The 12,554-nt window shown below is 67.4% G+C and carries 15 protein-coding genes; 7 read left to right on the top strand and 8 right to left on the bottom strand.

Annotated features, from left to right (window positions below; translation table 11 throughout):
* Window positions 1-72: 72 nt before the first annotated feature.
* Together R2733_12980 and R2733_12975 are read left to right on the top strand one after the other, a co-directional pair.
* On the top strand, window positions 73-678 hold the full coding sequence (locus tag R2733_12980; protein MEZ5377413.1) for a DNA-3-methyladenine glycosylase I: 606 nt from the start codon (window positions 73-75) through the stop codon (window positions 676-678).
* Between the two features lie 109 nt (window positions 679-787).
* A complete protein-coding gene (locus R2733_12975) occupies window positions 788-2,029 on the top strand; it encodes a hypothetical protein (protein ID MEZ5377412.1) in 1,242 nt (413 codons plus the stop codon).
* Window positions 2,030-2,083: 54 nt separating this feature from the next.
* On the opposite strand, the gene R2733_12970 is transcribed toward R2733_12975, so the two are convergent.
* From R2733_12970 to R2733_12960, 3 genes are all read right to left on the bottom strand, one after another.
* Window positions 2,084-3,256: a Coenzyme F420 hydrogenase/dehydrogenase, beta subunit C-terminal domain gene (locus R2733_12970; protein ID MEZ5377411.1), complete on the bottom strand. Its 1,173-nt coding sequence runs from the start codon at window positions 3,254-3,256 to the stop codon at window positions 2,084-2,086.
* A gap of 194 nt (window positions 3,257-3,450) precedes the next feature.
* Complete coding sequence (locus R2733_12965; GenBank protein MEZ5377410.1) at window positions 3,451-3,783, bottom strand: hypothetical protein; 333 nt, start codon at window positions 3,781-3,783, stop codon at window positions 3,451-3,453.
* 199 nt (window positions 3,784-3,982) lie between these two features.
* Window positions 3,983-4,786: a uracil-DNA glycosylase gene (locus R2733_12960; protein ID MEZ5377409.1), complete on the bottom strand. Its 804-nt coding sequence runs from the start codon at window positions 4,784-4,786 to the stop codon at window positions 3,983-3,985.
* 28 nt (window positions 4,787-4,814) lie between these two features.
* On the opposite strand from R2733_12960, the gene R2733_12955 reads away from it, so the two are divergent.
* The 4 genes from R2733_12955 to R2733_12940 are packed head-to-tail and all read left to right on the top strand — an operon-like array spanning window position 4,815 to window position 7,544.
* Window positions 4,815-5,588, top strand: a complete 774-nt coding sequence (locus R2733_12955; GenBank protein ID MEZ5377408.1) for an MSMEG_4193 family putative phosphomutase — start codon at window positions 4,815-4,817, stop codon at window positions 5,586-5,588.
* 11 nt (window positions 5,589-5,599) lie between these two features.
* Entirely contained in the window at window positions 5,600-6,118 is a 519-nt protein-coding gene (locus R2733_12950; GenBank protein MEZ5377407.1) for a DUF3090 family protein, read from the top strand.
* A gap of 7 nt (window positions 6,119-6,125) precedes the next feature.
* Window positions 6,126-6,875, top strand: coding sequence for a phosphatidylinositol kinase (locus tag R2733_12945; protein MEZ5377406.1), 750 nt, complete (start codon window positions 6,126-6,128; stop codon window positions 6,873-6,875).
* A 51-nt stretch (window positions 6,876-6,926) separates the two neighbouring features.
* Entirely contained in the window at window positions 6,927-7,544 is a 618-nt protein-coding gene (locus R2733_12940) for a flavin reductase family protein (protein ID MEZ5377405.1), read from the top strand.
* Between the two features lie 28 nt (window positions 7,545-7,572).
* Here R2733_12940 and R2733_12935 read toward each other — a convergent pair whose 3' ends face one another.
* Window positions 7,573-8,928: a PLP-dependent aminotransferase family protein gene (locus tag R2733_12935; GenBank protein ID MEZ5377404.1), complete on the bottom strand. Its 1,356-nt coding sequence runs from the start codon at window positions 8,926-8,928 to the stop codon at window positions 7,573-7,575.
* A 219-nt stretch (window positions 8,929-9,147) separates the two neighbouring features.
* On the opposite strand from R2733_12935, the gene R2733_12930 reads away from it, so the two are divergent.
* On the top strand, window positions 9,148-10,839 hold the full coding sequence (locus tag R2733_12930; protein MEZ5377403.1) for a S8 family serine peptidase: 1,692 nt from the start codon (window positions 9,148-9,150) through the stop codon (window positions 10,837-10,839).
* Between the two features lie 130 nt (window positions 10,840-10,969).
* Here R2733_12930 and R2733_12925 read toward each other — a convergent pair whose 3' ends face one another.
* The 4 genes from R2733_12925 to R2733_12910 form a co-directional block, all read right to left on the bottom strand.
* Window positions 10,970-11,416, bottom strand: coding sequence for a pilus assembly protein TadG-related protein (locus R2733_12925; GenBank protein MEZ5377402.1), 447 nt, complete (start codon window positions 11,414-11,416; stop codon window positions 10,970-10,972).
* On the bottom strand, window positions 11,413-11,784 hold the full coding sequence (locus tag R2733_12920) for a hypothetical protein (GenBank protein MEZ5377401.1): 372 nt from the start codon (window positions 11,782-11,784) through the stop codon (window positions 11,413-11,415). Before R2733_12920 ends, R2733_12925 begins: the two co-directional genes overlap by 4 nt.
* 74 nt (window positions 11,785-11,858) lie before the next feature.
* Entirely contained in the window at window positions 11,859-12,323 is a 465-nt protein-coding gene (locus R2733_12915; protein MEZ5377400.1) for a hypothetical protein, read from the bottom strand.
* Complete coding sequence (locus tag R2733_12910; GenBank protein ID MEZ5377399.1) at window positions 12,316-12,510, bottom strand: hypothetical protein; 195 nt, start codon at window positions 12,508-12,510, stop codon at window positions 12,316-12,318. The genes R2733_12915 and R2733_12910 overlap by 8 nt, the downstream gene beginning before the upstream one ends.
* Window positions 12,511-12,554: the final 44 nt, after the last annotated feature.

Raw genomic sequence — 12,554 nt, 5'->3', positions numbered from 1 at the left:
TCCAACACGACGCTGTGACCTGCCCGAACACCGGCAGCGGTGGGCCATTTGGACGGTCGCTAACCTGACCCGATGAACGACGTGGTGATCGGAGACGACGGAAACGCTCGCTGTGGGTGGGGTGCCTCGACACCCGACTACGTCGACTACCACGACCACGAGTGGGGGCGGCCCGTACTCGATCGGACCACACTGTTCGAGAAACTGTGCCTCGAGGGCTTCCAGTCCGGGCTCTCGTGGATCACGATCCTGCGCAAGCGCGAGAACTTCCGCGCCGCCTTTGCCGGGTTCGACCCCAACCTCGTTGCTGCGTTCGACGACGACGATGTCGAACGCCTGCTGGCCGACGCCGGCATCGTTCGCCATCAGGGAAAGATCCGGTCGACGATCAACAACGCTCAGGCCGTGCTCGCCATGGAGGCGAACGGCGAACAGCTGCAGGACCTCATGTGGTCGCATCGGCCCAAGACTCGGCACCGGCCGGCAACCATGAGCGAGGTGGCTGCGACCACCCCGGAATCGGTGGCGCTGGCCAAGGCGCTCAAGCGCCGTGGGTTCTCGTTCGTCGGACCCACCACGGCTTACGCAGCCATGCAGGCGATGGGCATCGTCAACGACCACATGGTCGGCTGCTGGCAACGCGAGGCCTGCGAGGCCGCCCAACTCGCGGTCGGCTGAACGACCGCGAAGGGGGCTCGTCGGGGCATATCGGCTACAGATCCGAAACTTGAGCACTTTTTCCCACGTTCGCTCAAGGAAAAAGTCCGTTTGGCCGAAGAAGACCCCGATGTCTGACCGGAACCACCACTCCCGAGCCACCGTGCCGCTCGGGATCGAACTCGATCGTCTTCCCGACATCGGTTCCGGCCCCGACCTCGTCACCCGCCCCGGTCCGAGCCCGCTCGAACTCCGCCAGATCTCCGGACTCACCTCCGGCTCCGTGTTCCCTCTCTCGGTGGGTCGCACCCGGTTCGGTGTGGCGCCCGGACGGGTCGAATTCGAGCTCGATCTCGACACCAACGGCATGGTCCGGCTCACACCCGGCGAGCGGACCGTCCGGCTCGACGGCGTCGCGGCCAATGGCCCGACGCTCGTGGGCGCCGCCATCATCGACGTCGGCGACGCCCGATTCGCCGTGACTCGACGCCGCTCCGACACACCTCGGCGTCGAGTCACGCTGCGCACGGACGGCACAATCACCGAGCCGGTCATCCCCGTGCCGGATCGGTCGCCGGCCATCGATCCCGACGCGTTCACCCACGAGCTCCGCAAGCGAGTGTCGGCTGCGCGACGAGTGGTGATGGCCCAACACCGACGGTCGAACCCCGACCCGGTCGAGCTCCTCACCATCGCCAAGCGCGACGACGGTCAACGGTGGACGCGCCGTCTCGACGACGCCGACTTCGGCCGGGTCAGCATCGCCCACGCCGAACTCCCGTGGCATCCACGCTTCGACAACATCGCCCGGATCCCCAACGCCAGCGCCATCGCGCTGGACGATCTTCGCTACCTCGTCGCCGCCTCGGTCACCACCAACCTTCGCGATGGCGCGCTCGCCATCGTCGGTGACCGATCCGCCGGGCTGGCCGTGGCTCGCCAGATCATGGTCTCGCTGGCGACGCTCACCGCGCCGAGCGACCTCGAGATTGCCGTGCTCGCTCCGTGGCACCGAGCCGAGGCGTGGCATTGGGCCGACGAACTGCCCCACACCCAAGGCGGCGGCGACTTTGCCGTTCCGCTGCTCTTCGTCGATGGGGTCGAACAGCTCGACGATTCACTCGGCACCGCCCTCATCGAATCGTGCGGGGCCGGCGCAGTCATCCTGGCCGACGATCCAAGCGAAATCCCTGTGCGGTGCTCGACCTCGATGCTCATCGCACCCGACGGTCGAGCGACGATCATCAACCACCGCACCGGCGAGACGATGATGGGCGCAACGCCCCTGGGGCTGACCGAGCGACTCGCAGCCGCAGCCGCCACCGATCTGCGTGACGCGACGCTGGGGGCGGTACAGACTGCAGTCGGCTGAGCGATCGCTTGCTGAGGGGAACACCCTCGCTCGGCGTCGCTCTCCTCGGACCCGCTACTTCTTCTTTGGGGCCGGCAAACCGACGCGGGCCGCGCCGTTGGCCCACTCCGGCCACCGCTCCCGGCTCTTCTGCGCCAGCTTGTGCATCAGCGCGATGGCGCCGGGATCGTCGTCGCCGGGTCGGGTTTCGATGACGCCGTCGTTCATCATCGCCTGGATGATTGCTCGTCCGAGATCGGTCCGGACGATGGTGAGCGTCCAGTCGGTGAGTTCGCCGATACCGCCGGTCGAGATGTCGGCATGTTCCGCTGCGAAGTCCGGGCAGTGGTTGCAGCCCTCACGGGTCCAGGCGTGACATTCCTTCAGGTTGATCTCGTGGTAGTCGCCGTTCTTCATCCAGATCTGGAAGACGCCCTTGATGTTCATCTTCACGATGTCTTCTTTGTTCAGCCCGTACTTGATGCCGAACAGTTCGTCGAAGAGTGAGTCGTCGAAGCTCTTGGAGCACAGCAGCCCGATGTTGAGCTTGATCGGCTTGCCGACCTTGCCGATCTTTCGATGCCACATGACGGGACCGATCGAGGCCTGGCAGCTCATGCCGACCAGTGCCAGGTTCTCCAGGCCACGCTCGCGGGCCTCGTCGTAGGCGATCGTGTTGGCCGAGTAGGTGTAGCGACTCCCCGCGCCGGCGAGGACCTCGTCGGCCGTGGTGGCCACCCCCGGAGTGGCTTTCCAGCCCGCTCCCCCCTCGAGCATCGAGACCAGCGCCCCGTCGATGATGTCGTTCTCGAGGCACCAGATCAGGATCTGGGAGACGAGACCGCCGTCTTGACCCTTCTCGTAGATGGCATCGCTCTTCGCCCGCACGAGCATGATGTCTTTGTAGATCCCGGCCATCGCATCGGCCTCGCGGTCGAACCCGAAGAGGTGCTCGTTGGCCTCGCTCTCCCAGTCACGGAACCGGGGGCACGCCCGGGTGCACGAGGTGCAGCCCTTCTCACCGTGACCACAATTGGTGGGACCGAGCTCGTCTTCGAGATGGAACGGCTTGTACTGGCCGGGTTCGTGCTTGTAGCCGATGACGTCGTGCGGGCACGAGATCACGCATCCGGCGCAGCCGGTGCAGAGGCCGGAGGTGATGACCTCGTCGTAGAGCTCCTTCCACTGGAAGGTCCAACGCTCCTTCTTCGCCGGTGCGTTCGTGGCGGGGGTTGCGGTATCGGTCACGCCCGGACCCTACAGCACTGCGCCATCGGCGCCCCAACGGCACGGCAGCCATCGGCGCCCCAACGGCACGGCAGCCATCGGCGCCCCAACGGCAGCAGCAGCCATCGGCGCTCCAACGCCACGGCACCTACGACACCGCAGCCATCGACAACCGAGGGCCGGGGCACCGCTCCTCGGTCACCGTCGCTCCTCGATCAGAGCTCGCCGACCTCGATGACACATTCGGCCACGATCTCGACCAGCTCCGGTGGGAGCGGCGGCGGCGGTTCACCCTCGGGCACCTCGGCCTTCAGCTCGGCTTCCATTTCCTCGAACTCGGTGAAGCGGAGGCGCACCTGCGCGGTGTCGATCACGCACTGGCAGAGCTCGACCTGGATGACCGGGTCGTCGGTCGTGGAAGCGCAACCGGCCATGAACCCGTCGGCGTTCTCCTGCTGGAAGTCGAGCTGGGCCTCCTCGGAACAGCCCGCAGCCACGAGCGCCGCAGCGGCAAAGAGGGCGGGCGCAACGAGGCGGGCAACGGGCACGAGCCGAATCGTACTCGCGCTTCGTCACCGCGGTCCTCGCCCCACCCGCCCGCGAAGCCCGTTCTGTGCGTCACACTTCCCACCCCCACCCGTTCTGTGCGTCACACTTCCCGCAGGCGACGCGAATGACGCACAGTTCGGGGATAGCGGTGGGTTTGACGCACAGAACGGGAGCGATCGACGCGGCGGGACTGGTGGGTCATGTGGGGCGGGCGTCGAGGAGTTCTCGGGCGCGCGAGAAGACGGCATCGAGCATTGGCTCGGTCAGGCGGCCGGTGAAGGTGTTCTGCTGGGAGACGTGATAGCTGCAGAGCAGCACTCGCCCGTCGCCGAACTCGACCTCGACCCCGTGGCCGAACGCCGGGCGAGGCTTGATCCCGAGGTAGGTGGCGAGGCCTTGGTAGGCGAAGCCGCCGAGCGCCACATAGACCTGTGGGTCAAGGAGGGCGATCTCGCGGTCGAGGAAGGGAGCGCACGTGTCGCGCTCGACCGTGGACGGCTTGTTGGCGGGCGGAGCACACTTGACCGGCGAGGTCACATACGCGCCCGAAAGCTCGAGCCCATCACCTCGATCGATGCTCTCGGGCTGGTTGGCAAAGCCGGCACGGAACATCGCCCGGTACAGCCAGTCACCGCTGCGGTCGCCGGTGAACATCCGCCCCGTCCGATTCGCGCCATGCGCAGCGGGCGCCAGCCCGACGACCATCAGCTTGGCGGCAGGATCGCCGAAACCGGGCACACCCCGCCCCCAGTACTCCCAGTCGGCATACGCCGCACGCTTCTCGGCCGCCACCTGTTCACGCCACTCGACCAGGCGCGGGCAGCGGCGACAGTTCGAGACCTCACTCGCGACGACGGCGAGGTCGTCGCCCCGCTTCGCTGCCGGCTTCGCCTTCGCTGCCAGCTTCGCATTCGCTGCCGGCTTCGCATTCGCCGTCGGCTTTGGCTTCGCTGCCGGCTTTGGCTTCGCTGCCGGCTTTGCCTTCGATCGATCTGCTGCCACGCCAAAACCGTAGGTACCGTGCAGTCCAATGGCACCCGCACCGAAGTCCCCCATCGCCAAACGTTCCTCGACCACGAAGGCCGCGACGAGGAACGCTGCCACCAAGAAGGCCGCGACAACGGCGTCGAAGAAGAAGGCCGCGGCCAAGAACGCAGCGGCGTCGAGCGGGCCGAAGCCCACCACCGTGTTGCTCGTACGCCACGGCCGCACGCCGACCACCGGCCAGGTCCTCCCCGGACGAGCCAAGGGTCTGCATCTCGGTGACGAAGGCGTCGCCCAGGCGCAGCGGGCCGCCGATCGCATCGCCGCACTCGGCGAAGGCAAGATCGCCGCCGTCTACAGCTCGCCGATGGAACGAGCGCGAGAGACGGCTGCTCCGATCGGCAAGGCCACCGGACAGCGAGTTCGCGTTCGCAAGGGTCTCATCGAAGCCGACTTCGGCGACTGGACCGGCAAGAAGCTGGTCGACCTCAACAAGCTCCCCGAGTGGAATCAGGTCCAGCGCTACCCGAGCGGGTTCCGCTTCCCCGGCGGTGAGTCGTTCACCGAGATGCAGCAACGGATGACCAACGAGATCGCCGAACTCGTGGCCAAACATCCGGGCGAGACGATCGTGTGCGCCTCGCACGCCGACACGATCAAGGCCGCTGTCGCCCACGCCATGGGCACCCACCTCGACCTGTTCCAACGCATCGTCATCGGGCCGTGCTCGATCTCGGCCATCACCTACACCACGGGCGGCCCGATCATCCTCGCGGTCAACTCGATGGGCGATGACCTCTCCACCCTGATCCCGAGCTGAACGCGAGACCGATGTCTGATTCCTTCGACTTCCGCAACGCCAGCCACTTCACCGCCGGCGCCATCGGTGAGCCGGGACGGCGGGTTTTCTTCCTCCAAGCCGGCGATCAGCACCAGCACGTTTCGTTCAAGCTGGAGAAGCAACAGGCGATTGCGCTCGCCACGTTCCTGCGCACCGTGCTGGACGACCTTCCGACGCCCGAAGGGGAACCGCAGCCCATCGCCCTGGTCAACCCCGTCGAACCACAGTGGGTCGTCGGACAGATCGCCGTCGGCACGGCCGAGCCCGGCGAGATCATGATCCTCGTCGAGGAGCTGGTCATCACCGACGAGGGCGACGACGAAGACGACGACAACTCGTTCGACGAGTTCGACGACCGCGGTGCTCGTTGCACCGCCAACATCACGATCGCCCAGGCGGCAAACTTCATTCGCACGGTCGACGAGTTGGTCAGCCAGAGTCGACCGCCGTGTCGCATCTGTGGTGGGCCGCTCGATCCCGACGGGCACGTCTGCCCGCGGTTGAACTGACCCAACGATGCCGACCGAGCCCGACACCCCGTTCGACCTGGCTCCCGAGCAGCTGATCGAGCTGTTCGAGTCCGGCGAGGTCGAGGTCGAGGGCCGCATGCCCTACAGCTCCAACGCCACGCTCCTCGTCACGGTCCGAGGTCACGACGAGGTCGGCGATCCGATCGAGCAGAAGGCCATCTACAAGCCGGGCCAGGGTGAGCGACCCCTGTGGGACTTCCCCGAAGGTCTCTACAAGCGGGAGGCGGCGATGTACCGGCTCGCTCGGGCCCTCGACCTCGACGTCATCCCTCCCACCACCATCGCCGTCGGGCCGTTTGGCGAGGGGTCCTTTCAGGCGTTCGTCGACGCCGACTTCGCCCAGCACTACTTCACCTTGCACGAGGCCGGTATCGGGCTGGACGACATGCGTTCGATCGCCGTGCTCGACATCATCGGGAACAACGCCGACCGCAAATCCGGTCACTGCCTGATCGGTCCCGACAACCGCATCTACGGGATCGACAACGGATTGTCCTTCCACGCCCAGTTCAAGCTGCGCACCGTCATGTGGGACTTCGTGGGCGAGCCGGTGCCCGAGTCGCTGATGGACAGCATCGACACCTTCCTCGAGACGGGGCCGCCCATCGAGTTGGCCTGCCTGCTCGACGCCTTCGAGGTCGACGCGATGATGACTCGAGCCCGCGCCTTGCTCGATGCCGGCGTGTACCCGGCCGACGACACCGACGGCCACCGCTGGCCGTGGCCCCTGGTCTGACCCCACCATGCTCCCGAGGTGGATCTGACCGCGTGGTCTACGCTCCAACGCATGCAGGAAGACAAGACCCGATTCGACGTCGCCGAGCTGCAGGGAGCCGACCCCTACAAGCTGCTGACCGGACTCGTGGTGCCCCGCCCCATCGGGTGGATCGGCTCGGTGTCGGCCGACGGCGTGCACAACCTGGCGCCCTACTCGTTCTTCAACGCCGTCTCGGGCAATCCTCCGATGGTCGTGTTCTCCGCTGGCTACGGCGACGGCGTCCGCAAAGACACCGCCGACAATGTGAAGTCGACCCGTGAGTTCACGGTCAACATCGTCACCGACACCACGGTCGAGGCCATGAACGCCAGCTCGGCCAGCCTCCCCGCATCGGTCGACGAGTTCGAACACGCCGGCCTGACCCCACTCGACTCGGCCTTCATCGCCCCGAAACGGGTGGGCGAGGCCAAGGCGCAGCTCGAGTGCCGGCTGGTCAATGACATGCACATCGGTGCCGAGGGTGGCGGGAACTGGCTCTTCGTCGGCGAGGTCGTGGCGTTCTGGGTCGACAACGACCTGCTCGACGGAACGCGAGTCGACCAGGCCAAGCTGGCGGCGGTCGGACGACACGCCGGCAACTGGTACAGCACGACCGAGCACCTCTTCGAGATCGTCCGACCGGCCTGACCGGGCTGCGCCGCTCCTCGGTGGCGACTCAGCGCCGGGCGTTCCACACCTCGACGATGCGGTCGAGTGCTTCGTCGAGCAACGCCGGCGGACGGTCGAAACACAGCCGAAGGTGAGGATCCGGCTGCCCGTCCGGACGTGACGACGCACCGGCACGAACCGACACGCCACCGGCAGCCAGCGCGGCCACGAAACCCGAGGCGTCGTCACCTGGCAGCGCCGACCACACGGTCAGACCACCATCGGGAGTGTGCACCTGCCACTCGGGAAGTGCTTCGGCGAACCAGACCTCGAACTGGCGAGCGGCGTCGAACAGGGTCGCTCGCCTCGCATCGAGAAGGTCGTCGAAGCGCTGGAGCAACTGGCCGGCGAGGAGCTGTGCGGCGATGGACGGGCCATGGTCGAGGGCGGTGGCCCGGTAGCGAGCGAGCTGGGCCACGCTCGCCTCCGAGGTGACGATCCAACCGAGTTGCATCCCCGACCAGGCCGACTTCGACAGCGTGCCGACCGAGATCACCTCGGCCACCTCACAACTCGCTCCGAGATGGTGGATCGGTGGCTGGAACGCGAGGTCGTCACCGGCGCCGTCGACCAACACGACCATGGCGTGATGGTCGAGCACCGCCGCCACTTGCTCGACACGTTCCGCCGGCGAGACCACACCGGTCGGACTGTGCACGCCGCCGAGCAGGACGACGAGATCGGGGCGACGTTCATTGATCAGGGTGTCGAGGTGTGAAGGATCGACGCCGAGATGGTCCCGGCGAACCGTTGCGAACCCCACGCCGAGCGACTCGACGAGTGGCCGGAGTCCGTCGTAGGTGAGTTCCTCGATCAGGACGAGCCCGCCGACCGGCACGCGCAGGGCGATGACCATGGCCAGGGCCTGATGCGCACCCGAGGTCACGAGGACGTTCACCGCGTCGGCGGGCCGTCCGGATCGGCGATGCCGCCGGGCGATGTGCTCTCGAAGCGCTTCGAGCCCGACGGTGATGCCATCGGGACCGACGCCACTGGGAGGCGACACCGCCAGCAGATTCGCCGTATCGAGCGTCAGGCTGCCCAGATGCGACGCGTCGAAGGGCGCGGCGCTCGCCAGATCGATGGCCGAGGACGATCCGGTCCGTGGCGTCACGATCGTGCCGCTCCCCTGTCGCGACTCGACCAGGCCGAGCGACCGGAGTTCGGCGATCGCCGCCGACACCGTTGGCCGACTGACGTCGAGCGCGACGGCCAACGCACGCTCGGTCGGCAAGCGCTGGCCATCGGCGAGCACGCCGGTCGCCAGCACGTGACGCAAGGCCAGCGTGAGCCGCTGGCTCAGCCCTCCCGCCCCACTCGCCTGCCAACCGACCACGAGCTGCGCCAACTGTGATGCGTCCATCTGCCCTCCTACCAGCCACGATGCTCGCCCGCCTCGCCGAGGGCGAGTATTGGACTGATGGTCAACATACCAATGACCGTCGAATGGTCGGTCGATGGTCGGGCTGAGTCGTTCGGCCCTGCTTGGGCGAAAACCCTCAAGGTCGCTGCTTGTCCATGTCGTTACACCAATCACCAAGGATGGTGCAGGGCCACCTTCGGAACCCAAGGGTTACCGAGCATGACGTTCAGCTTCAACGCGACCAAATCTCTCAACGATCGGGCAGCCACGGAAGGGCGCTCGATCCGACACCCACTCGCCGCACTCGCCGCCGTCGCCACGATCGTGCCGATGCTCGCCTCGCCAGCGGCCGCTGCCGCTGCCGCCCCCACGCAGGCTGCGGTCGACGGGATCTTCGACTTCAGTGAGCTCGAGTCCCTCGGCGGCCTCATCACCGGCGGTGACCGTCTCGGCGTCAGCTACGCCAACGCCCTCGGAGCGGCGACGACCAAGGTCGACACCAACGTGGTCGCCCTGGTCAACACCCCCGACGGCCCCCAGGTGATCGAACTCGAGTCACCGCTACCCGAGCAGCTCAGCTCGACCCTCTTCGCTCTCGACGGCGTCGTGGCGGCCGAAGTCGACGGGGCCTCCTACCTGACCGGCACCGGCGCTCCCTACGGCCACCTCCAGACCCACCTCGGTTCGATCCGCTCACTGTCCGGTCGCTCGGCCAACGGAGCGGTGGTCGCCGTGCTCGACTCCGGCGTGGAGGCGCACCCCGATCTGCCGCCAATGGTCCCCGGCTACAACACGGTCGACGAGAACGCCAACACCAGCGCCGTGACGGATCACGGCACCATGGTTGCCGGCTCCATGACGGCGGTGTCGAACAACGGCATCGGCATCGACGCCACCGTCGAGGGGATTCGAGTCATGCCGATCCGGGTCTGCAAGACCGACGGTTGCTCGTTCGGTGACGTGGCCGAGGGCATCATCTGGGCCACCGACCACGGCGCAGACGTGATCAACCTCTCGCTCGGCGGCAACCACTCCTCGGTGACCGAAGCCGCGGTCAACTACGCCAACGACCACGACGTCCTCGTCGTAGCTTCGGCCGGCAACAACGGCGCTGCCGGCAACCCGACCATCTATCCCGCCGCCCTCCCCGGTGTGCTCGGCGTTGGCGCCTACCAGAACGACGCTCCGACCACGTGGGCCTCGAATGGTTCGTGGGTCGAGATCTCGGCTCCCGGCGAGTCGGTCGCCACCCTCGGCACCGGCGGCAATTACGTCCTGGGCAAGGGCACCTCGTTCTCGGCCCCGCAGGTCGCGGCAGCCGCAGCCCTTCTCCGGTCGATCGTTCCCAGCGCCACTGCGTCCGACATCCGGGCGGCGCTGGTCGGCTCGACCCGTGACATCAACGGCGCCGGATGGGATGCCCACACCGGTCACGGCTCGCTCGACATCGCTGCCGCCGTCGCCTGGGCCGACGCCCAGCACGCCCAGACCGGGGCGAACAAGGCACCCGGTTCCGTCGGCGCCGCCTCGACGATCGCCGCCCTGGTCCAGGCCGATGACTACCGGACCAGCGATGCCGTCACCCTCCGCCTCTACCGTGCCTTCCTCGGCCGTGAGCCGGATGTTGCCGGCGCCCAGTACTGGATCGCCCAGACCCGCAACGGAACCACGCTCGCCGACATGGTCGACGGCTTCACCAACTCGACCGAGTACCGGAACCGGTATGGCTCGAACGTGAACGATCAGGTCTTCCTCGAGGTTCTCTACCGCAACGTCTTCGAGCGTGAGCCGGATCCTGCGGGCGTCGCCTACTGGCTCGGCCAGATCGGCAACGGCGTCAGCCGCACCGAAGTGGTCTACAACGTCGCCGCTGCCACCGAGTTCACGACCCGGTACGCCTACGGGGCCTAAGCGGCAGCGCGGAGAGGCGAGACGTTGCACTGCGATTCGCCTCCTTCGTCGGCGAAACAACCAGGCTGGGCTTCTGGGTCGGTCCACGTCAAGGGCTCCTTCGTCGCCCTCTCCGCGCACCTCATCAGCCTCACCCCCCGCTTCGGCGGGGACCCGCCGACGCCTCGACCTCGATGTCGACACCGTCGCCGGGCGCGACCAGCGAGAGCAGCGAGAAGTCGACCCGGCCCGACACCGACACCGTGATGCGGCCGGGTTCGACGCGTGTCACCCGGGCCGACCGGAACGACGACGGTCGGTCCTGTGTCGACACGCTCCACTCGACGTACGACGTCGCCAGCACCGGATCGAGGGCCAGGTCGCCGCTGCTCCGGTAGTGAGCGATGTCGATGCCGTTCGAGCCGGCGGCGGCAGCGGCATCGGCAACCTCCGATAGCGCACGGTGTTGGGCAACGACTCGCCACAGGTCCAGGCTGACGCCTCCCACGACCAGCAGCATCATGACCACGCCGACCCCGAACAGCGTCACCTGGCCACACTCGGGCTTTTCGGTCCATCGGCGGGATCGCTCACTCATGGCTCGACCGAGGCGAAATCGGGGCGACGCTCCACATGGGTCGCCGTCCACGGATGTCGCGCGACCACGCCGAAGCCCGGCACCGTCAGCGCCGGGACGTCGACCGTGACTCGTGCGGTCACGGGCTCACCCGGCCGGCCGTCCACCTGACGGACACGCAGCGAACCCGGCGCCAAGCCGTGAGACGCTTCGATCGCGGCGACAAGATCGCCTACCTCGACGTTTGACTCCGACACCGTGACCGCACGGGCGACCTCGGCCGCTGCGTCGGTGGCTGCCAACTGGTGCTCGACCCAGGTCGGAAGCTGGAGTACGAGAACGGCAAAGGGGAGCACGATCAAACCCAACACGAATGGGAGCTCGAGCACCGCGCTGCCTCGCTCGTGTGATCTGGCTCGGACGGTTCGCCGACGCCGCCGAGCGTTGGTTTGATGGCCCGCCATCATGCCGGCTCGACTTCACGCACGGCGACGGCGCGCACCGTGGTGTGCCAGCCGGGCGTGATCGGCAGCCAGGCATCGAAGTGGGCATCGACTTCGACCGTGACGAGCGTTGGCCCCCGATCGCAGCGCACGCCTCCGACGCCTGCACCCACGTCGCCATCGAGGAGCGACGAGCGGGCGAGTTCGAACGCTCGCCCACATGCCTCGACGGGCGCGTCGAGCGGTGCCGCAGCGCGAGCCGCCGACTGCACCGCCGACCTCAGCGCACCCTTGGCGTACAGCCAAACGGCGAACTGTGTTGCGAGCACGAACGCCAGCAGCAGGATGGCGATCGAGATCACCGCCGGCAGCGCGATGGTGCCGTGCTCATCGGCGCGTGCCCGCCCGCCGCCGTGCTCATTGGCGCGTGCTCGCCCGCCGCCCCGCCCATTGGCGCGTGCTCGCCCGCCGCCCTCCTCAGACACCGAGCGAACCGCGAATGGCCTCGACCACACTGAGGCCGACCTGTTCCAGCGCAGCGAAGATCCCGACGAGCATGCCGATCGACAGGGCGCTGATGCCCAGCCATTCGACGACGGCCGAGCCGCGCTCGGTCGCTCGCGGTGCCGACGAGCGCTCGCGCAGGTCGATGAGAGCTTTGGTCATGAACATGGTGTCTTCCTTTGCTTGAGAGGTGAAGGTGTGCCGTGGGTGAG

The organism is Acidimicrobiales bacterium (assembly GCA_041394265.1).
Classification (GTDB): Bacteria; Actinomycetota; Acidimicrobiia; order Acidimicrobiales; family SZUA-35; genus JBBQUN01.
The sequence above is the reverse complement of the archived record's forward strand: the minus strand, read 5'-3'. Positions and strand labels throughout refer to the sequence as shown.

Bases quoted from the DNA above. Each gene is read 5' to 3' on its own strand.
- R2733_12950 (MEZ5377407.1), top strand. From the start codon at position 5,600: ATGTCTGATTCCTTCGACTTCCGCAACGCCAGCCACTTCACCGCCGGC.
- R2733_12925 (MEZ5377402.1), bottom strand. From the start codon at position 11,416: ATGAGTGAGCGATCCCGCCGATGGACCGAAAAGCCCGAGTGTGGCCAG.
- R2733_12930 (MEZ5377403.1), top strand. From the start codon at position 9,148: ATGACGTTCAGCTTCAACGCGACCAAATCTCTCAACGATCGGGCAGCC.
- R2733_12940 (MEZ5377405.1), top strand. From the start codon at position 6,927: ATGCAGGAAGACAAGACCCGATTCGACGTCGCCGAGCTGCAGGGAGCC.
- R2733_12935 (MEZ5377404.1), bottom strand. From the start codon at position 8,928: ATGGACGCATCACAGTTGGCGCAGCTCGTGGTCGGTTGGCAGGCGAGT.
- R2733_12980 (MEZ5377413.1), top strand. From the start codon at position 73: ATGAACGACGTGGTGATCGGAGACGACGGAAACGCTCGCTGTGGGTGG.
- R2733_12955 (MEZ5377408.1), top strand. From the start codon at position 4,815: ATGGCACCCGCACCGAAGTCCCCCATCGCCAAACGTTCCTCGACCACG.
- R2733_12975 (MEZ5377412.1), top strand. From the start codon at position 788: ATGTCTGACCGGAACCACCACTCCCGAGCCACCGTGCCGCTCGGGATC.
- R2733_12945 (MEZ5377406.1), top strand. From the start codon at position 6,126: ATGCCGACCGAGCCCGACACCCCGTTCGACCTGGCTCCCGAGCAGCTG.
- R2733_12910 (MEZ5377399.1), bottom strand. From the start codon at position 12,510: ATGTTCATGACCAAAGCTCTCATCGACCTGCGCGAGCGCTCGTCGGCA.